We start from the raw sequence: 19,802 nt of genomic DNA, 5'->3' as shown, positions 1-19,802 counted from the left end.
TTTATGGCCAATAGTTTTTGTTCATACCGTCAAATATCAATATATTAGTTGTTGATTTTTAGTTTTATTGACAATGAAAATTCATAAACTAAGAGATACGGTAAGAATTAATTATTATAAATTTGCAAAAACTTACACAGATGAATGAACCACAACAGAAGTGGACTGAAACGATTGATGCTGATCATTCGTTATTTGACTTAAAGCTAAAAGAAGTCTGGAGATACAAAGATCTTGTTTATATGTTTGTAAAAAGAGATTTTGTGTCCAGTTTTAAGCAGACTATTTTAGGACCGATCTGGTTTTTTATCAATCCCATCTTAACAACCATCGTATATCTGGTTATTTTTGGAAGAATTGCCAAATTGCCTACAGATGGAGCTCCGCCTCTTCTTTTTTATCTGGCAGGTGTTACCCTTTGGAATTATTTTTCTTCTTCATTAGTAGCAACATCTTCTACTTTTACAGGGAATGCCGGAATTTTTGGAAAAGTCTATTTTCCAAGACTGGTTACTCCTTTATCGATTGTCCTTTCCAACCTTATGAGGTTTGGAGTACAGTATGTTTTATTCATCATTGTATGGGCCTATTATTACTATAAAGGAGAAGTTCATCCTAATGTATGGATTCTTGCAACTCCATTCCTTATATTCTTAATGGCTCTTTTTGCATTAGGAATGGGAATGATATTTTCTTCCCTTACGACAAAATATAAAGATTTGGCAATGCTGTTAGGATTTGGGGTAAGCTTATATATGTATGCAACTCCAGTAATATACCCTGTCTCATCACTCCCTGGATTTTTTAAAAAACTGGCCTATTATAATCCTTTAACGGGTATTTTTGAATGCTTTAAATATGCATGGATTGGTGTAGGAGACTTCTCCCCTGCTATGCTTGGAATAAGCACAATTATTATTCTGATCCTTTTAGTGATAGGAATTGTTGTCTTCAATAAGGTGGAAAAAACCTTTATGGACACCGTATAGATTTTACTAGTAACCTTTTTATTAATTTTAAATCATTTAAGAATATGCTGTCTTTAAAAGCAGAAAATATATCAAAACAATACCGTCTGGGACAGGTGGGTACAGGAACTCTTTCCCATGATCTCAACAGATTCTGGTATAAAATAAGAGGAAAGGAAGATCCTTATCTGAAAATTGGTGAAACCAATGACAGAACAACAAAAGGATTATCTGAGTATGTATGGTCTCTTCGCGACATTAATTTTGAAATCGAACAGGGAGATGCTGTTGGAATTATTGGAAGAAATGGAGCAGGAAAATCAACCTTATTAAAGGTTTTAAGTAAAGTTACAAAGCCTACTACCGGAAAAATATACAACCATGGAAGAATTGCATCCTTACTTGAGGTAGGAACAGGGTTCCACCCTGAAATGACTGGACGTGAAAATGTCTTCCTTAACGGTGCTATTTTAGGAATGACAAGAAAGGAGATCAAAAGGAAGTTTGACGAGATTGTAGATTTTTCAGGTGTTGAAAGATATATAGATACTCCTGTTAAAAGATATTCTTCAGGAATGTATGTCCGTCTTGCGTTTGCAGTGGCGGCTCACTTAGAATCTGAAATTCTTATTGTAGACGAAGTATTGGCAGTGGGAGATGCAGAATTTCAGAAAAAATGTCTCGGTAAAATGAATGATGTAACGAGAGGAGAAGGTAGGACTATCCTTTTCGTAAGTCATAACATGACTGCTGTTAAAGAATTATGTTCAAAAGGAATTCTTTTAAATCAAGGAAAAATCGATTACCAGGGGGATATTCTAAATACAATCATAGAATATCAAAAAAGTAGTGCAAGAGCAAGCTCTTACTTCTATAATGGTAATTTAGATGAAGCTTTGGGTAATGAAAATATCCGTATAAAAGAATTTTCCGTTTCGCCAATCAATGGAAAGCTTATTGATATTGACTCTGGGATTCGTGTAAAATTGGTTTTCCAAAACTACTGCCCGGATATAATGCTTGACGCAACATTTGAATTAAAAAATTATGAAGAATTGGTAATTTTCCATGTTGGAAAATTTGTTTCTGAGAACAATGATTCAAAAGTAGGTGAATATACCATAGAATTTGATATCCCTGCAGGTCTTTTAAATGCTGGAAACTATTATTTCAGGCTTTACTTTGGAAAGGATCAAAAAATACTTTTATACGGAATTGACGAATTTATTGGATTTGAAGTAGAAAATGTAAAAGTTGGAAAAATGATGCACATCTATCCAGGAATCACCAGACCATTCTTTGAATACAAAGTACAAACACCATAATTGTCTTTAATATTTATTTTATTATCTTATCAAAAATAGCTTTATGACAGGCCCTCAAATAATAAATTTAAATAAAATAGGCTCACCTGAACTTGGATATATTACTATTTCCGAAGCTCAAAAAGATGTACCCTTTAACATTAAAAGAGTATACTGGACCTATTATACTCCACAAGATGTAAGTCGTGGAGGACATGCTCATAAAAATCTTCAACAATTAATTGTTGCTGTAGCGGGAACAATTACGTTTAATACGGAGGATAAAAACGGAGATAAAAAGGTCTTCGTGTTGGATAGTCCCAATCAAGGCTTATTTATTCCTAAACTAATCTGGAGAGATATAAAATTCAGTCACAATGCTGTATTATTATGCCTAGCATCTGAGCTTTATGACGAGGAAGATTATTTTAGAAATTATGAGGATTTCAAAAAATTAAGAAATGATCTTTTATAAAGGCCAGATCATAAATCCTGAAAACTTCAGACAGCCGTCTTTTTTCATTAGTCCTTTCAGAACATCTGACTTAGGAAAAAATGATTCCATTATAAAAGACGATCACTCTCCTGATGAAGAATTATTAAAAAGGTATTACTCATTTTTTGGAGAATCGCATGAATTCTTTTTGAGCGGTAAGGAAGCAATAAACCAAGCTTTAAGTTTCTATAATCTTGAAAAGGATGACGAAGTCCTTATAATAACTACAACTTCTAATTTTTATATAAGTAGTTGCGTAACTAAAGAAATTGAAAAATTTTGTCATTGGTCAAGGGAAAAAACAGATAAAACGAAATTAATTTTTGTTATCCACGAGTTTGGAAAAGTTTATCCTGATATGGAAACATTAAAAAGCTATAATATTCCTATCATTGAGGATTGTGCTATGAGTATGCTATCAAACAATTCGCAACATCAGATAGGCAAATATGGAGACTTTACCATTTATAGTATTCCAAAGTTCTTTCCAGTACAATTTGGTGGAATACTGAGGTTTAGTAATAACTATAAATTAAAATCTGACCAGCCATATCGAAATTACTTAGAGAAAATATGTCTATATTATTTGAAAAATATTGAAAATATTATTACTCAAAGAAAAACAAATAATCAATATTTAGCTTCAAAGTTAAGAAAAATCGGTTTCAAATCATTCTTTGATTATACTGAATATGAAACTCCTTCCGTTTGTATGTTTGAAAATAATGGTACAGATCTATATGGTTTAAAAGCATTTCTTCAGCAAAATGGAATCGAATGCAGTATATTTTATGGTAAAGATGTATTTTTCATACCTGTTCATCAAAATTTAGATTTTTTTGAAATGGATTATATTGTTAACCTTATAGAATACTTTGTCTATGAAAATAAGTAATATTTCAATTGGGGAAAATGTCATTATTGACCCTACTACATCAATAAATAATGTAAAAATTGCAAATCATGTAAAAATTGCAAAACAATGCAGTATTTATGGTTCTGAAAAGCATCAACTTGAAATTGGGGAATCATCTTATGTTGGGATGTTCAGTATTCTTAACGGATTTAGTAGAAAACTTACAATAGGTAAACATGTTTCTATTGCACAAAATGTAAATATTATGACTGATTCCGGACCTAATGCAAGCGAAGAAATGCAAAAAATATTCCCTCTTATTTCAGGAGAAGTACAAATTGGAGATCATAGCTGGATTGGAGCCAATGTAGTCGTTATGCCAGGCGTACAATTAGGAAACTTTTGCGTTGTAGCAGCAAATAGCTTTGTCAATAAAAGTTTTCCGGATTATTCCATGATTGGAGGAAATCCAGCAAAACTTATAAAAACACTATCACCAGATGGAATTTGAAATAATCCGATACGATAATTCTCATAAAGAAATTTGGAATTCTTTTATCTCAATATCAAAAAACGGTCTTTTCTTTTTTGCCAGAGATTTTATGGAGTACCATTCAGATCGATTTAAAGACCATTCTCTTCTTATTTTTAAAAATAATAAGATTGCAGCTGTACTTCCTGCGAGTGAATCCGAAAAACAGATTATTTCCCATGGTGGATTAACTTTTGGGGCTTTAATTCTATCTCATACTGTAAAGGCCAGTGAAGTACTGGAAATTTTTACTGAAATAAAGAAATACTATTTTGACCTTGCTTTCAATGAAATAATATACAAAGCAGTTCCCCATATTTTTCATAAATATCCTGCTGAAGAAGATCTGTATGCACTTTTTCGTAATGATGCCCATCTTTTCAGAAGAGACATTTCATCTGTTATCGATCTTTCACACCCTATCCGATTTTCAGAAACAAAAAGACAATTGGTAAGAAAGTGTAAAGAAAATAATGTAGCAGTCACAGAAAATACAAACTTCGAAGAATACTGGAGCTTACTTTCCGCTGTTCTTCAGAAATTTGATACAAAACCGGTACATACAATAGAAGAAATCACGCTGTTAAAAGAAAAATTTCCAGAAAACATAAGACTTTTCGAAGCCAGGCAGGATGGCAGGATTTTGGCTGGTATTGTTATTTTTGATTTTGGAAATACCATTCATACCCAATATATGGCAGCCTCATCAGAAGGAAGGAAAACAGGAGCATTGGATTTTATCAATCATTTTCTTTTGGAAAAATTCAATGACCGAAAATATTACAGTTTCGGAATTTCCACAGAAAACCAGGGCAAATATTTAAATGAAGGGCTAATTCAGCAGAAAGAAAACATGGGAGCAAGAGGAATTACCTTAGATTTTTATTCAATTAAACTTTAAACTATGATTAAATTTCTTGATTTACAAAAGATAAACTTACAATATCAAAACGAAATAGAAGCCAAACTTTTAGAAGTCTTCCGTTCCGGATGGTATCTTATGGGCAGCCAGCTTTCAAACTTCGAAAAAAATCTTTCAGATTATATCGGATCTAAACATTCTATTGGTGTTGCCAATGGACTGGATGCTTTAAGACTCATTTTGAGAGCCTATATAGAATTAGGAGTCATGAATATCGGAGATGAAATTATCGTTCCTTCCAATACTTACATTGCTTCTATTTTAGCTATTTCAGATAATGGTTTAATTCCAGTTTTGGTAGAACCGGAAATTAATACGTATAATATTGATATCTCTAAAATTGAAGAAAAAATAACTTCAAAAACCAAAGGTATTCTTATTGTACATCTCCAGGGTAGAATTGTATTCTCTGATTCACTTAAAGAAATTGCAAGAAAGCATAACCTTAAAATTATAGAAGATAATGCTCAGGCAATCGGAGCAGAATGGAATGGAATAAAATCAGGAAACCTTGGTGATGCAGCTGGCTTCAGCTTTTATCCGGGTAAAAATCTAGGCGCTTTAGGAGATGCAGGTGCTGTAACTACCAATGATGATGACTTAATGAAAGCTATCAGAGCTGTGGCTAATTATGGTTCCAATCAAAAATATGTAAACATAGATAAAGGATTAAATTCCAGACTTGATGAAATTCAGGCCGCAGTTTTGGATATTAAATTAAAATATATTGACCACGAAAATAATATCAGAAGAGAGATTGCAAAACGTTTTATTGACGAAATAAAAAATCCGGCAGTTATTCTTCCAGAATATCCCGCTGATGAAAATGAACACGTATGGCATGTATTTGTTATCCGCTCCGAAAGAAGAGAGGAGCTGCAGTCTTATCTTACAGAAAATGGAGTGCAGACTTTAATTCACTACCCTATTCCTCCTCATCAACAAGAGGCCTACAAAGATTGGAATGATATGTCCTTCCCAATCAGTGAAAAGATACATGCTGAAGTATTGAGTCTTCCTATTTCACCTGTAATGGAAGCTGAAGAAATAAATACAATTATTGAGATTATAAATAAGTTTTAGTCCATGTCAAGACTTTTAGAGAATAAGAAATATTTCCTTAAAACATTAAAGATCGCAAAACTTCTTTTTAGTGAAAAGAAGTATAATGATTGTTTGATGTATATAGAGAAAATCTCATATTCTGCATGGTATAATTTTCCTGGTTATTACACTTCCAATTGTTTTGAATCAATAATCAGAAAAATAGCCCTTACAAGCTTAGATTTTGATCATCAAGAAAACCACACCCACACACAAGACACAACATTACATCTTTTTTCTGAAATCAGTAGTATCGGAGGACATTCAAAGCTTATCTTCAGCTGGATGGAAAATGATAAAACAAGTAAACATTATCTGATGAGTAACTGGCAAAATTTTCAGGAGGTTTCTGAAATAGCAGAATCTTATCAGTATAAAATCAATAATAACTTATTTGTTTACGATCAAAAACTAAGTATTATTCAAAAGGCACAAAAAATAGTAGATACTTTAAAGAAAAATCATTTCAGCAGAATTGTCCTGCATATCCATCCCCATGATGTGATCCCATCAATGATCTTTTCTTCAAAAAAAATAAAAAGCCCTGTCTTTTTTCTCAATCATGCTGAGCATACTTATTGGTTAGGAGCACCTGTTACAGATTTTTTGCTTCAGATAAGAGAATCAAATATTTTAAAAGATTCTAAAAACAGAAATATTCCTGTACAAGATCAGTTCTTTTTGCCAATCCCTGTAGATGAGTCATATTCACTAAAAAAGACGGAGAAAAATACATTCAATATTATTTCAATTAGCAGAGAATCGAAGTATGAACCCAATCAGGATTATAATTTCTATCAGGAAGCATTAAAAATTGTAAGAAAATTTGACCATGTTATCTTTACTATCGTGGGTATTGCATCAAATAATCCTAATAGAAAAATCTACCAGCATGAACGATTAATTTTCATTCATCCTACAAGAGATATTAATCAATATATTGAAAATGCAGATTTATACTTAGAAGGCTTCCCTATTCCTTCTTTCACATCACTTCTGGAACCGGCAATGGCAGGAGTTCCTTTTGTATTGCATTATAATCCGGCAAGCGTCTATAAGGTTTTTGATGATAATAAGGAAAAAGGAATATTCTATCCAAAAGACCTGAAAAGCTGGGAACTTGAAGTGGATAGGATGATCACAGATGAAAGATACAATAACCTTATTAGTAAATTACAATTAACATATTTACAGGAAAATTATTCCTCACAAGGATGGAATTTAAAACTAGCGAAGATTAAAGATTCTTGCAAAAACAAACAACATAATATCCGCACTATCTCTAATGAAAATGAAGAAAAGTATGTGGATGGAAGAGATGAAGAGTTGGTATCCGTTATCGAATCAAAGCCAACCAATCATTACTCGTATACGAACCGGCTAGGATTTTTTTCAAAATTGAAAGTCATAGCACTATCTTTTGATAATCCCTCTTGGGTAGAAATTTTACCTTGGAAACAGACGATCAAGTATTTATTTAATAAATAATTTAAGCACATAGATATGAAAATAAGACCAATCGCCATACATTTACCACAATTCCATCCGTTCCAGGAAAATGATGAATGGTGGGGAAAAGGTTTTACAGAATGGACTAACGTTACCAAGGCGAAACCACTGTTTGAAAACCATTATCAGCCACATCTTCCCTCGGATCTGGGGTTTTACGACTTAAGACTAGAAGAAGCAAGAGTTGCACAAGAACTTCTTGCTAAACAATATGGAATCTATGGCTTTTGCTATTACCATTATTGGTTTAATGGTAAAAGATTAATGAACGAACCTATTGACAGAAAATTAAAAAATCCAAAAGAAGATCTCCCTTTTATGTTTTGCTGGGCCAATGAAAACTGGACAAGACGTTGGGATGGCAATGACCAGGAAGTATTGATTGAACAAAAATACTCTGTTCAGGATGATGAAGATCATATTGATTTTTTACTTCCTATTTTCATGGATCAAAGATATATCAGAGTAAATAACAAGCCTATTATTGTTATTTACAAACCCAACATTTTACCAAATGTACAGGATACAATCAAGTGTTGGCGGGAGAAAGCAAAAGCTGTTGGCTTGGAGCTCTATATATGTCATATGGTATTTTCATATCAAAAAGGATGGGATGAATTAGTAGAAGGTTTTGATGCTGCAATTGATTTCGAACCTTTTGGAATACGCAGAAAAAGTGTTTTTCAGGAGATTAGGGAGAAAAATAAAAACAACAAGAAAGGTCTTGTCAATAGGTTGAAGAATGTTTTCACTGATACAGAGAACAGATACAATACAATTCCATATAAATGGATGGGAGAAAGTTTAACTCAGCAGAAACATTTTGATTTTAAGCTGTATCCTTCTCTCGTACCAGGATGGGATAATACATCTAGGAGAGGTACAAATCCTACCTTGATACTTGAAGATTCTACACCTGAGCATTTTGGAGACTGGCTCTCAAAGATTAAATCTGATTTTACTCCTTATTCAGAAGACGAGAATTTCATTTTTATTAATGCATGGAATGAATGGGCAGAAGGCAACCACTTAGAGCCTGATCAAAAGTTTGGAACACAATATCTGGAATCAGTTAAAAATTTATTCTTAAATCAATAATGAAAAAAATAAAACCCCTTGCGTTCTACCTCCCTCAATACCATCCCGTTCCCGAAAATGACGAATGGTGGGGAAAAGGTTTTACAGAATGGACGAATGTAGGAAAAGCCCAACCATTATTTGAAGGGCATGAACAGCCTATCTACCCTGGAGATTTGGGATATTATGACCTGCGTGTTCCTGAAGTAAGAGAACAGCAGGCTCAGATGGCTAAAGACTATGGAGTACATGGATTTATCTACTACCATTACTGGTTTGGTAATGGGAAACAATTGTTGGAACGTGTTGCTAATGATGTATTGAAATCCGGAAAGCCAGATTTCCCGTTTTGTTTCTGCTGGGCCAATGAAACATGGTCAGGAATATGGCACGGATTATCAGAGAAGATACTTGCTGAACAGGTTTATCCGAGTGAACAGGATTTAATTGCGCATTTCGAATATCTTCTTCCTTTCTTCAAAGATGAAAGGTATATAAAGGTAGACAATAAACCTCTATTGATTATCTATGATTCCAATCATTTACATGATGGTGACCCTAACTATATTTTAAAATTCAGAGAGCTTGCAAAAGAAAACGGATTTGATGGTTTGTATGTTATGGCATCCAATAAACTCCGTGATGATCTCGATTTTAAATCTATGGGATATGACAGTAAGATTTCTAATGCTTTTCTGAAAGCCTGGATTCCTCATATTGACAAAAAAGAGTACATCTCCCATTCCCAATATTATAAAAACAGAATAAAAGGATTAATCGGGATTAAGAAAAAAGAACAGCCCAAAGTCAGAATTCAGGATGCCCAGGCGGTAGTTAATGACTTAAAGTTTGAAGAAAGCAACGTTCCTACCTATCCATGCATCCTGCCTAATTGGGACAATACTCCGAGAAGCGGCTACAGAGGTATTATATTGGCTAACAATTCTCCGGAATTATTCGAACTACAAGTAGAAAAGGCAGTAAAATATCTTGAGGATAAAAAAGACTATCCGGAACAGTTTTTAATTGTTAAATCCTGGAACGAATGGGCAGAAGGAAATATTTTGGAACCAGATAGAAAAAATGGTTTCGGTTATTTAAATGCATTAAAGAAAATTCTGAATAAACATAGCCGAAATGAGTAAATTCAGCCTACTTATCGCCAACTATAATAATGGACATTTTTTTGAAAAATGTTATCAAAGCTTAGTGGCTCAGACTGAAACAGACTGGGAAGCTGTAATCCTGGATGATGGTTCCACTGACGATTCTCTTGATGCTATAAAAAAAATAATCGGAGATGACCAGCGGGTTAAAATCAATCAGAATGACCAAAACAGAGGAATCGGATATACAAAAAGGAGATTAATAGAACTTGCTGAATCAGAAATATGTGGTTTTTTAGATCCTGATGATGCATTAACAAGACATGCGCTGGAATTGGTTTTAAAAGCACATTCTGAAAATCCCGAAGCAGGTTTGGTATATTCAAATTTTGTTTTTTGTGATGAATATCTCAATCCTCAATCTGTTCATAAAGCAAAACAAATTACAGAACTGGATCAGTCTTATTATAATTTCAATGGAGAGATTTCACATTTTGTCACTTTTAAAAAGAAAATATACGAGAAAACATCTGGTATTGACCCTTTCTTAAAAATAGCAGAAGATAAAGACTGGTATATGAAAATGTGTGAAATAGCACCAGTGAAATACATTGATGAAGATCTATATTTATACAGAATCCATGATAGTGGTATCTCTACAACTAAAAATTCTGAAAAAGCACTGTTCTGGCACTGGGTAGCTCTTATAAAAATGGCAGAAAGAAGAAACACCAGTGTTGAAGATCTTTTTCTTCAAAGCTATGTTCCCAAAAACAAATACGAACACGCTCTCAACAAACTGAATCATGTAAAAAATTCAAGATGGGCAAAACTGGGTAATAAACTTGGACTTTTTAAAATCTTTAAAAACCTTTAAAACTAACATCTTAATTAGACTAGAAGCATATGATTATTGGTAATGGAATTCTGGCAAATGCCTTAAGGTTTTATGATAAAGAGGATGTTATTTTTTTTGCATCAGGAGTTTCCAATTCACTGGAAAAAAATCCTGCGGAATTTGAAAGAGAAATATCCCTGCTGAAATCGGTTATTAGCCAATATCCGGATAAAAAGCTGATCTATTTTTCTACGTGTAGTATCTACGATCCAAGCAAAACTGAAAGTCCTTATGTGATGCATAAACTTGCTATTGAAAAACAAATTGCTGAACAGTGTTCAAGCTTTGTTATTTTCAGAGTTGGTAATGCAGTAGGCCGTGGAGGAAATCCCAATACACTGATCAATTTTCTTAAAAACTCAATTTTATCTGAAAATAAACTCACCATTCACAGCAATGCAAGAAGAATACTTATCGGTACGGATGATATTGCTTTATTTGTTTCAAAACATATAGAAACTCTCAACAATAAAATTGTCAATCTGGCTTATCCTTATCAGTATTCATTGCATGAAATTTTATCACAGCTGGAGAATCATCTTGCCAAAAATGCGGATTGTGAAAGTGTAAATGAAGGTTCTTTTTACAATATAGAATTTGACAGTTTGACAGAAGATTTTTTCAGAGGCCTTTCCGCTGATGAATACCTGAAAAAGCTTTATTCATCATACTTGTAACATATTATGCAGCAAAAAAAATCTATTCAATGGCATATCCAAAAGTATTCTATTCCAAATTCCCGGAAAAAATAATTTTGTACCTTCGAACAGAAAATTTCAGGTAATATTATTAAAGTATGGCAGAAAAAATTTAAAAAGCTGTAATCTTAATGATCAACTGAAAAGTAAAACACAATAAATTTATTGAATAAAAATGAAAATGAATCCCAAAATATCTGTAATCGTTCCCTGTTATAATCAAGCGCGCTTTTTGGATGAATCTCTGCAATCTGTTCTTGATCAAACGTATGAAAACTGGGAATGCATTATCGTTAATGACGGATCTCCTGATAATACGGCTGAAGCAGCAGACAAATGGACCCAAAAAGATAGCCGTTTCAGATATCTTTACAAAGAAAACGGAGGGTTATCTTCTGCAAGAAATGCAGGTCTGGAAATCATAACCGGAGATTATATTCAGTTTTTAGATTCAGATGATATCTTAGTTAACACTAAGTTTTCAGATTCTTTAAATTTGATACAAGAAAAAGAAGCAATAGTGGTGTCAAATTTTTGTTTGTTTGACGATTCAGATAAACAAAAATTATTACCTCCTTTTTGCAAGTTATCTCAGGATTTGCTGAATTTTGAATCTATCCTATATCAATGGGATTTTACATTCACTATTCCTATTCATTGTGGTTTTTTCCCAAAATCTCTTTTTGAAAATATTCGTTTTAATGAAAATCTAAAAGCAAAAGAAGACTGGCTTTTCTGGATTCAAATTGCACAAAAAAACATCAATTTCATTTTTTTAGACGCTCCTCTGGCGTTGTATAGAAAACATGCAAGGAGTATGTCCCGAGATAGAAAACATATGATTGTATATCAGATGCTTTTCTATAATGAAGCTGAAAAGGTAATTTCAAATTCTGATTTCAAGAAATTGCTTTTAAGGCACTTAGATACTAACTATAACAAACTGAATGAATTAACAATTGAAATAAGAAATCTAAAAGAATCAAGAACTTTTAAAATGTTTTTGTCTCTTAAAAAAATAATTGAAGATCTGGGGTTATTACATTTGTCTAAAAAAATATTCCGCTTCATAAGGAAGCTTAAGAAATAAATTTCAATCCAGAAATTTTACAAAGTAATACCAGATTAAAAACAGAAAAAAATATCACTATCCAGAAAGTAAATTATTTTTTACAATATATTAAGACATTTCAACAACTTTTACTTCCAAAATCCTATGAATATAGCTTTCACAATCTGCTCCAATAACTATTTAGCACAAGCTAAAGTTCTAAAAAATTCTGTTAATAAATATGGTGAAAATTTCAAATTTGTAATAGGATTATGCGATGAAAAATCCAGTGAAATAGATTATGATTCTTTCCAATGTGAAATTGTAGAAATGAAAGATATTGGAATAAAGAATTTTGATGAATTATGGATGAAATATGACATTATAGAATTTAACACCTCTGTAAAAGCATCATTTTTCAAGTACTTATTGGCACAAAATCTAAATACAGAATTTATATATTACTTCGATCCGGATATTGAGATATTTGATCAATTATCTATATTAAATGCAGAATTTGATAATAATAAAGATATTTTGCTAACCCCTCATATCCTGAGTTCTATTCCCTTAGATGGCTACAAACCCGTAGAAAATACTTTTCTTAATTTTGGCATATATAATCTGGGGTTTATTGGATTAAGGGGCAATTCTGAAGATGTCAAAAAACTTCTCGATTGGTGGGAAGAAAGATTATTATCTCTTTGCTATAATCAGCCGGAAAAAGGTCTGTTTGTAGATCAAATCTGGATGAACTTTACGCCTGTTTTTTTCAAAAGTGTAAAAATTCTCAATAAAATGGGATACAATGCCGCTCCATGGAATTTGCATGAAAGAATAGGATTAGTATCAACAGAAGACAATAAGTACATTATGCCGGACAAATCCCCTTTAGTATTTTATCATTTTTCCAATTTTAAATATAAGAATCCCGAAACTCTGGCAAAATACTATAACAGATACTCTCTGGAAAGTTCAAGTTCTTTGAAAAAACTCTATCAAAATTATTATCAGAAAACCATTGATAATGACATTGAAAGAATCTCGAAAATAGATTGTAAATATATAATTTTGAAAAATGCTATACCTCAAAAAAGCAAACCGTTCTCTCAAATTTTGAAATCAAACTTCAATAATTTATTAAAAATAATTTATTATAAAATCCGTTACAACTACAATTATGAACCAAAACTCTAAAATATATATTGCAGGACATCGAGGTATGGTTGGAAGTGCCATTTTGAGAAACTTAATTTCAAATGGATTTAACAATATTGTTACTAAAACTTCCGACGAATTAGACCTTACAGATCAAAAAAAAGTACAAGCATTTTTTGAATCTGAAAAACCGGAATATGTCTTTCTTGCTGCAGCCAAAGTAGGAGGTATTCTTGCCAACAATACCTATCGTGCAGATTTCCTTTACGAAAATCTTATGATTGAGTCTAATGTAATCCATCAAAGTTATTTACAGGGAGTAAAAAAATTACTTTTTTTAGGCTCTAGTTGTATATATCCCAAACTTGCTCCTCAACCTCTAAAAGAAGAATACTTATTAAGTGGATTTTTAGAAGAAACCAATGAGCCTTATGCCATAGCAAAAATTGCAGGAATAAAAATGTGCGATGCATACAGAACTCAATATGATTGCAATTTCATTTCGGCAATGCCAACCAATCTTTATGGCCCTAATGATAACTACGACTTACATAATTCCCATGTTTTACCTGCTATGCTCAGAAAGTTTTTTGAAGCCCAGCAAAACAATGTAAAAGAAGTGGTTTTATGGGGAGACGGCAGCCCTTTCAGAGAATTTTTACATGTAGATGATCTTGCAAAGGCATGTGTATTTTTAATGAATAATTATAATGATAGCGGTCATGTAAATATAGGTTCATCCAGGGAAATCTCTATATTAGAACTGGCCATGCAGATTAAAGATATTACCCAATATGAAGGAAATATAGTTTGGGATACGGAAAAGCCCAATGGCACACCTAGAAAATTAATGGACTCCTCTAAAATTAATTCTATGGGATGGTCTCCTAACATATCTTTAGAAGAAGGAATAAAACAAGTTTATCAAGAAAAATTTTTAAACAAATGATGAAAAAAGCACTTATTACAGGAATTACGGGACAAGATGGTTCTTATCTTGCCGAACTGCTTTTAGAAAAAGGCTACGAAGTTCATGGTGTAAAGCGAAGAGCCTCCTCTTTTAATACTCAAAGAATTGATCATTTATACCTAGATCAACATGAACATAATGTAAATTTCAAATTACACTATGGAGACCTTACAGATTCTACCAATATCATCAGAATTATACAAGAAGTACAACCAGACGAGATCTACAATCTGGGGGCAATGAGCCATGTGAAAGTAAGTTTTGATATGCCCGAATATGTTGCCAATGTAGATGGTTTAGGTACACTGCGTTTATTAGAAGCAATCAGGATTTTAGGACTAACCCATAAGACGAAAATTTACCAAGCCTCTACCTCAGAATTATATGGCGGACTTCCATCCAATAAAAATGAAAAAGGTTTTTATGATGAAAACTCTCCCTTCTACCCTCGTTCTCCCTATGGTGCCGCAAAAATTTATGGTTTTTGGATAACAAAAAATTATAGGGAAGCATACGGAATGTTTGCCTGCAATGGTATTTTATTCAATCATGAATCGCCTAGAAGAGGTGAAACTTTTGTTACCCGGAAAATAACCATGGCAGTAGCTAACATAGCAAAAAACAAACAAGATTGTTTATATCTGGGAAATCTGGATGCTAAAAGAGATTGGGGACATGCCAAAGATTATGTAGAAGGAATGTGGAGAATGCTGCAGCAGGATAAGCCAGAAGATTTTGTTTTAGCGACAGGAGAAACTACTATGGTAAGAGATTTTCTGATTATGGCTTTTGAAGAAGCAGGAATAGAACTTGTTTTTGAAGGCAGTCAGGAAAATGAAATTGCCAGAGTGCTTCGTTGTAATAATCCAGATTATCAATTGCCAGTAGGTAAAACTGTTGTAAAAATAGATCCTAATTATTATCGTCCTACAGAAGTTGATCTCCTAATTGGTGACCCCACAAAAGCAAAAACCATTCTCGGTTGGAAGCCACAATACACCGTAAAAGCTCTTTGTAAAGAAATGGTAGAAAATGATTTGAAAATAATATGATCTTTTTAAAATCATTTTCTATTATACAACATCATTTTTTTGCAATAAACAGGCAGATATTTACCAAAAAATCACTCAAAAAATATGCTTAACAAATCCCTTACAATCATAACGATAAACTTTAATGACCGAAATGGTTTACAAAAAACCTTCAATAGTGTATTTGGCCAAACCAATAAAGATTTTGAATATATCGTAATTGACGGTGGAAGCTCAGACGGAAGTAAAGAACTCATAGAAAAAAATAACTCCAGAATAAACTATTGGGTAAGTGAACCAGATAAGGGAATTTATCATGCGATGAACAAAGGAATTGAAAAATCTACCGGAGAATATCTTCTTTTCCTAAATAGCGGAGACGAACTGATAAATGAATCAGTTGTAGAAAAAGTAACTCCACTACTGCATACAGATGATATTATTTCTGGAGATTTAGTTATAGATGAAGATAATAAAGATGTTCTTAGACCCACCAAAAAAAACATCTCATTCTTAGATTTTATTGCAGAAACTATTTGGCATCCCAGTACATTCATTAAAAAAAGTGCTTTTGAAAAAGTAGGTCTCTATGATGAAAACCTGAAAATTTGTTCGGATTGGAAATGGTTTTTGATTTCTATTTTTAAGTATAATTGTACTTATAGACCTATAGAACACACCATATCCCGATTTTATAAAGATGGTATAAGCTCTGATCCAAAATCACAATCTTTAAGAAAGGAAGAAAGAAGAAAAATACTGGTAGAAAATTTTCATTTTTCTGAATTCCAGACGGAAGAATTAATCGATAAAATTAATTTATATTTTAGTGCACAAAATTCTTTAGACAAAATAAATAAATTGAAAAAATCAAGATTATTAAAATTTTTATATCGAATAGGGGTATTTAAAAACTATAAATATCTTTAAAAAAATTTAAAGGATAGGATTATTTTTCTTCTGCTATGAAACTTAACAACCTCCAGATACTAAGAGGGATTTCAGCATTATTGGTATGTTGCTTTCACTTTCGGGATACCATCAACTTACCAGGGCTGAATCTTGGTGACCTTCTATTTAAAAAAGGAAGCATCGGTGTTCCCGTATTCTTTATTATCAGTGGATTTATCATGGCTTTCACCACTCAAAAAATAAATTTCAGCAAGGATACTTTTCAGCAGATTACTTTATTTTACAAAAGAAGAGTGATCAGAATTGTTCCATTGTATTATCTTTTGACATTTGTAGCCATGATACCGGGAGGCAGTTTCTTTCTATATTTTCATGGAGCAGGCCTTTATGAATTAATCCATTCTTTATTATTTCTTCCGACCAAGAAAGAATTTCCGGTTCTTTTCTTAGGCTGGTCTTTAAATTTTGAAATGTTCTTTTATCTCATATTTGGACTCTCGTTATTTTTTAAAGAAAAGAGGTATTAGTTCATTGTAGGATTTTTCATCCTCACTTCAATTTTAGGCTATATTATCCATTTTGACAGCCCTTATCTGAAAATGGTAACCCACTCACTGAATCTTTATTTTGTTGTGGGAATACTTTTTGCACTTTTACTGAACAAATATTCAGTTCCAAAGAATTGGGCAGCCATAATTTCTGTAATAGGAATAGTATCATTTATACTTGTATTGCTTAATATTATTCCAATAGATAATACCTGGATAAAGTTAGCCATTATATCCACCTTTGTCTTTTCTTTCCTTACCTTTGATTATGTTTTCCATTGGAAAGGAAATAGATTATTAATATTTCTGGGTGATATTTCCTATTCATTATACCTGTCTCATCCATTCGTGGAGATTGTTCTCAAAAGATTCAAAGTAGAAGGCTATTTAAACATTCCTTTTTTTCTTCTCAAAATTGTTTTAGTTATTATGGTAGCTTCCCTTCTGTATTATTTTGTTGAGAAAAAAGTTACCCATTATTTGAAAATTAAATTAAAAGCATAATCGAAAAAATGAAAATTTCAGTCATCATTCCCGTCTACAATGCCGAAAAGTATGTTGCTCAGGCTGTAGAATCTGCACTTCAGTTCGAAGAGGTATATGAAGTGGTATTGGTAGAAGACCAATCACCGGACAATGCATTGCAGGTTTGCCGGGAACTCGCTGAAAAATATGACAGGGTAAAGCTCTATCAGCATCCGGACAAAGGAAATCACGGGGCAGGTGCCAGCAGAAACCTTGGGATGGAAAAAGCAGAAGGAGATTTTATTGCTTTCCTTGATGCCGATGATTATTATCTTCCCAACCGTTTTGATGCAGAAAAAAAACTTTTTCCCAATCATGAAGTAGATGGCGTATATGGTGCCATAGGCGTTCATTATTATTCTGAAAAGGCAAAAGAACAGTATTATAAAGTTTTTGGAGACCGCCTGACTACAGTTTATAAAGAACATTCTCCTAAAGATGTCTTTCCGGGACAGCTTAATATGAGAGGAACTTTCGGGCTTTTCAGCATTGATGCGTTAACGATCCGTAAAAGTTCTTTACAAAATATGGAATATTTTTTCAAAACCCATCTAAAGCTTCATCAGGACACGGAATTTTTATTCAGGCTTTCCTACTATCTGAATCTGTATCCGGGAATTCTTGACAAAGCGGTAGCGGTGAGAGGTGTTCATGAGAATAACAGAATTACCAAAGTAGATTCCGGAGAAGTAAAACCAGCCTCAACAAGGGTTGTATTGTGGAAAGAGGTCAATTATTGGGCAGAAAATGAAAATACCATTCCTGAAGAGATTAAACTTCACATCAAAAGAGTATACAGAAGTTTCCAGATCGCCAATGCTCCTCTTCTCAAAAAATGGGGAATGATTACGAAGTATCTGTTTACAGATTATAAAAGTATACGTTCAGGGCTGTATAATATTAATTTTAGAAACGATTTGTTCTAACGACAGAAGCAAACTAAACGTCTAGTTTAAACTATTTTTAAAATTGTTATCGTTTAGCAAAATGGATTTTCCTTAGAAGATCACGCATTGGTTTTTCAATAAACTGGTAAAAAACGGCCGAACTGAAAAGCATAACAATAATATAAATCACAAATACAATATCAATACTGAACGTATATTCCTGCCATTTTAAAAACGCTCTCACAAGATAAAGAACAGGAATATGGGTGATGTATATTCCATAACTTATTTCTCCCAGATATTCCAGAGGCTTTAGCGAAAAGAACTTACTGACTCTTCCGTTATTAGCCGAAATGAAAAGAATGGCAGGGACAAAAAGCAAAGCCATCAACCCGTTGTGGTAAAAAAGCGGAACAAACATCAGAGACACAAGAATCAGTAAAAAGACTGCGATCACCTGACCATCGTAATTTTTTTGTTTGTAATTTCTCACGAAAAATATCCCCGCAAGATTTCCGATCAGGAACTCATTAAGATGCCAGAAAGGAAAATAGTACAGAAACTCATGACTTTTTGTATGTGGCCCTTCATAAGCTCCATACACAGGATAAAGATTAGAAAATACCTGAGTGATCAACCAGAGGCCGATCGCAAATACCCAGATCATTTTATTTTTCTTAGCATAAAAATAATTGTACAAAAACGGAAAAAGCAAATAAAAGAAGAACTCTACGGAAATAGACCATCCCGGAAAATTAAGGATCATTGCCTCTCCCGGGATCCAGCTCTGAATGCCCAATCCATATAAAACCAGTTTATACCAATCAAACATCTCGTATCTCGTCATAAAATACAGCAGAAGCCCCAGCATATAAAGCGGATAAATCCTGGCAAACCTGTTTTTGTAAAATTCCAGGTAATCAATTTTATCTTTTTTATGATAAGCAATGATCATGATAAATCCTGAAAGAATAAAGAAATAGCTTACTCCAACATTCGCCCTCAAAAAAAGATTGGAAATATAATCTATCTTATATAAAAACAGATCTTTATTGAAATGAGAAATAACAATTGCCATGGCGGCAATAAACCTGGTAAATGTAATCTGACTTATCTTCACAGAACACAAAATGCTTTCCTTTATCAAAACCGGACAACCTCAACGCTGAAGGCTATTTTATTTGATATAAAGTATTAATTTAAAGGCACAAAAATAAGATTTATTCTTATAATTATATAAAACAAATTAT

The 19,802-nt window shown here is 32.8% G+C and carries 19 protein-coding genes and 1 pseudogene; 19 read left to right on the top strand and 1 reads right to left on the bottom strand.

Annotated elements, in window-relative coordinates; all coding sequences use genetic code 11:
• Positions 1-140: 140 nt before the first annotated feature.
• The 19 genes and pseudogenes from ACWPWS_RS23490 (at position 141) to ACWPWS_RS23400 (ending at position 18,591) form a co-directional block, all read left to right on the top strand.
• The gene (locus tag ACWPWS_RS23490) at positions 141-989 is read left to right on the top strand and encodes an ABC transporter permease (protein WP_209786227.1); all 849 of its coding nucleotides are present in this window, start codon (positions 141-143) and stop codon (positions 987-989) included.
• A 44-nt stretch (positions 990-1,033) separates the two neighbouring features.
• Positions 1,034-2,293, top strand: coding sequence for an ABC transporter ATP-binding protein (locus tag ACWPWS_RS23485; RefSeq protein ID WP_454048101.1), 1,260 nt, complete (start codon positions 1,034-1,036; stop codon positions 2,291-2,293).
• Between the two features lie 43 nt (positions 2,294-2,336).
• Positions 2,337-2,747: a sugar 3,4-ketoisomerase gene (locus tag ACWPWS_RS23480; protein ID WP_454048100.1), complete on the top strand. Its 411-nt coding sequence runs from the start codon at positions 2,337-2,339 to the stop codon at positions 2,745-2,747.
• Positions 2,734-3,663: a DegT/DnrJ/EryC1/StrS family aminotransferase gene (locus ACWPWS_RS23475; RefSeq protein ID WP_454048099.1), complete on the top strand. Its 930-nt coding sequence runs from the start codon at positions 2,734-2,736 to the stop codon at positions 3,661-3,663. Before ACWPWS_RS23480 ends, ACWPWS_RS23475 begins: the two co-directional genes overlap by 14 nt.
• Entirely contained in the window at positions 3,650-4,135 is a 486-nt protein-coding gene (locus ACWPWS_RS23470; protein WP_454048098.1) for an acyltransferase, read from the top strand. The genes ACWPWS_RS23475 and ACWPWS_RS23470 overlap by 14 nt, the downstream gene beginning before the upstream one ends.
• The gene (locus ACWPWS_RS23465) at positions 4,125-5,057 is read left to right on the top strand and encodes a GNAT family N-acetyltransferase (RefSeq protein ID WP_454048097.1); all 933 of its coding nucleotides are present in this window, start codon (positions 4,125-4,127) and stop codon (positions 5,055-5,057) included. The genes ACWPWS_RS23470 and ACWPWS_RS23465 overlap by 11 nt, the downstream gene beginning before the upstream one ends.
• Positions 5,058-5,060: 3 nt before the next feature.
• On the top strand, positions 5,061-6,161 hold the full coding sequence (locus ACWPWS_RS23460; protein ID WP_454048096.1) for a DegT/DnrJ/EryC1/StrS family aminotransferase: 1,101 nt from the start codon (positions 5,061-5,063) through the stop codon (positions 6,159-6,161).
• A 3-nt stretch (positions 6,162-6,164) separates the two neighbouring features.
• Positions 6,165-7,670 carry a hypothetical protein gene (locus tag ACWPWS_RS23455; protein WP_454048095.1) on the top strand — a complete coding sequence of 502 codons (1,506 nt, stop codon included), beginning with the start codon at positions 6,165-6,167 and terminating at the stop codon, positions 7,668-7,670.
• 15 nt (positions 7,671-7,685) lie between these two features.
• On the top strand, positions 7,686-8,789 hold the full coding sequence (locus ACWPWS_RS23450) for a glycosyltransferase WbsX family protein (RefSeq protein WP_454048094.1): 1,104 nt from the start codon (positions 7,686-7,688) through the stop codon (positions 8,787-8,789).
• A complete protein-coding gene (locus tag ACWPWS_RS23445) occupies positions 8,789-9,913 on the top strand; it encodes a glycosyltransferase WbsX family protein (RefSeq protein ID WP_454048093.1) in 1,125 nt (374 codons plus the stop codon). The genes ACWPWS_RS23450 and ACWPWS_RS23445 overlap by 1 nt, the downstream gene beginning before the upstream one ends.
• Complete coding sequence (locus ACWPWS_RS23440; RefSeq protein ID WP_454048092.1) at positions 9,906-10,751, top strand: glycosyltransferase family 2 protein; 846 nt, start codon at positions 9,906-9,908, stop codon at positions 10,749-10,751. The genes ACWPWS_RS23445 and ACWPWS_RS23440 overlap by 8 nt, the downstream gene beginning before the upstream one ends.
• 29 nt (positions 10,752-10,780) lie before the next feature.
• Entirely contained in the window at positions 10,781-11,449 is a 669-nt protein-coding gene (locus ACWPWS_RS23435; RefSeq protein ID WP_454048091.1) for an NAD-dependent epimerase/dehydratase family protein, read from the top strand.
• A gap of 202 nt (positions 11,450-11,651) precedes the next feature.
• Entirely contained in the window at positions 11,652-12,560 is a 909-nt protein-coding gene (locus ACWPWS_RS23430) for a glycosyltransferase family 2 protein (protein WP_454048090.1), read from the top strand.
• A gap of 126 nt (positions 12,561-12,686) precedes the next feature.
• Entirely contained in the window at positions 12,687-13,718 is a 1,032-nt protein-coding gene (locus ACWPWS_RS23425) for a hypothetical protein (protein ID WP_454048089.1), read from the top strand.
• The gene (locus ACWPWS_RS23420) at positions 13,702-14,628 is read left to right on the top strand and encodes a GDP-L-fucose synthase family protein (protein WP_209786239.1); all 927 of its coding nucleotides are present in this window, start codon (positions 13,702-13,704) and stop codon (positions 14,626-14,628) included. The genes ACWPWS_RS23425 and ACWPWS_RS23420 overlap by 17 nt, the downstream gene beginning before the upstream one ends.
• Complete coding sequence (gmd, locus tag ACWPWS_RS23415; protein ID WP_454048209.1) at positions 14,628-15,701, top strand: GDP-mannose 4,6-dehydratase; 1,074 nt, start codon at positions 14,628-14,630, stop codon at positions 15,699-15,701. The genes ACWPWS_RS23420 and gmd overlap by 1 nt, the downstream gene beginning before the upstream one ends.
• Positions 15,702-15,785: 84 nt before the next feature.
• Positions 15,786-16,610, top strand: a complete 825-nt coding sequence (locus tag ACWPWS_RS23410; RefSeq protein ID WP_454048088.1) for a glycosyltransferase family 2 protein — start codon at positions 15,786-15,788, stop codon at positions 16,608-16,610.
• 35 nt (positions 16,611-16,645) lie between these two features.
• Positions 16,646-17,644 (top strand): annotated as a pseudogene (locus ACWPWS_RS23405) (acyltransferase family protein).
• An 8-nt stretch (positions 17,645-17,652) separates the two neighbouring features.
• On the top strand, positions 17,653-18,591 hold the full coding sequence (locus ACWPWS_RS23400) for a glycosyltransferase family 2 protein (RefSeq protein WP_454048087.1): 939 nt from the start codon (positions 17,653-17,655) through the stop codon (positions 18,589-18,591).
• A 46-nt stretch (positions 18,592-18,637) separates the two neighbouring features.
• Here the strand turns inward: ACWPWS_RS23400 and ACWPWS_RS23395 are convergent, their stop codons facing one another.
• A complete protein-coding gene (locus ACWPWS_RS23395; RefSeq protein WP_454048086.1) occupies positions 18,638-19,672 on the bottom strand; it encodes an acyltransferase family protein in 1,035 nt (344 codons plus the stop codon).
• Positions 19,673-19,802 lie beyond the last annotated feature (130 nt).

It is taken from the genome of Chryseobacterium sp. Marseille-Q8038, from assembly GCF_965111995.1.
Note: the sequence above shows the minus strand (reverse complement) of the source record. Positions and strands in the feature narration are given on the sequence as shown.

Excerpts from the sequence above, each read along its gene's own strand:
- ACWPWS_RS23400 (WP_454048087.1), top strand. The coding sequence starts at position 17,653 with ATGAAAATTTCAGTCATCATTCCCGTCTACAATGCCGAAAAGTATGTT.
- ACWPWS_RS23475 (WP_454048099.1), top strand. The coding sequence starts at position 2,734 with ATGATCTTTTATAAAGGCCAGATCATAAATCCTGAAAACTTCAGACAG.
- ACWPWS_RS23440 (WP_454048092.1), top strand. The coding sequence starts at position 9,906 with ATGAGTAAATTCAGCCTACTTATCGCCAACTATAATAATGGACATTTT.
- ACWPWS_RS23450 (WP_454048094.1), top strand. The coding sequence starts at position 7,686 with ATGAAAATAAGACCAATCGCCATACATTTACCACAATTCCATCCGTTC.
- ACWPWS_RS23410 (WP_454048088.1), top strand. The coding sequence starts at position 15,786 with ATGCTTAACAAATCCCTTACAATCATAACGATAAACTTTAATGACCGA.
- ACWPWS_RS23480 (WP_454048100.1), top strand. The coding sequence starts at position 2,337 with ATGACAGGCCCTCAAATAATAAATTTAAATAAAATAGGCTCACCTGAA.
- ACWPWS_RS23445 (WP_454048093.1), top strand. The coding sequence starts at position 8,789 with ATGAAAAAAATAAAACCCCTTGCGTTCTACCTCCCTCAATACCATCCC.
- ACWPWS_RS23460 (WP_454048096.1), top strand. The coding sequence starts at position 5,061 with ATGATTAAATTTCTTGATTTACAAAAGATAAACTTACAATATCAAAAC.
- gmd (WP_454048209.1), top strand. The coding sequence starts at position 14,628 with ATGAAAAAAGCACTTATTACAGGAATTACGGGACAAGATGGTTCTTAT.
- ACWPWS_RS23465 (WP_454048097.1), top strand. The coding sequence starts at position 4,125 with ATGGAATTTGAAATAATCCGATACGATAATTCTCATAAAGAAATTTGG.
- ACWPWS_RS23425 (WP_454048089.1), top strand. The coding sequence starts at position 12,687 with ATGAATATAGCTTTCACAATCTGCTCCAATAACTATTTAGCACAAGCT.
- ACWPWS_RS23485 (WP_454048101.1), top strand. The coding sequence starts at position 1,034 with ATGCTGTCTTTAAAAGCAGAAAATATATCAAAACAATACCGTCTGGGA.
- ACWPWS_RS23490 (WP_209786227.1), top strand. The coding sequence starts at position 141 with ATGAATGAACCACAACAGAAGTGGACTGAAACGATTGATGCTGATCAT.
- ACWPWS_RS23470 (WP_454048098.1), top strand. The coding sequence starts at position 3,650 with ATGAAAATAAGTAATATTTCAATTGGGGAAAATGTCATTATTGACCCT.
- ACWPWS_RS23420 (WP_209786239.1), top strand. The coding sequence starts at position 13,702 with ATGAACCAAAACTCTAAAATATATATTGCAGGACATCGAGGTATGGTT.
- ACWPWS_RS23455 (WP_454048095.1), top strand. The coding sequence starts at position 6,165 with ATGTCAAGACTTTTAGAGAATAAGAAATATTTCCTTAAAACATTAAAG.
- ACWPWS_RS23430 (WP_454048090.1), top strand. The coding sequence starts at position 11,652 with ATGAATCCCAAAATATCTGTAATCGTTCCCTGTTATAATCAAGCGCGC.
- ACWPWS_RS23435 (WP_454048091.1), top strand. The coding sequence starts at position 10,781 with ATGATTATTGGTAATGGAATTCTGGCAAATGCCTTAAGGTTTTATGAT.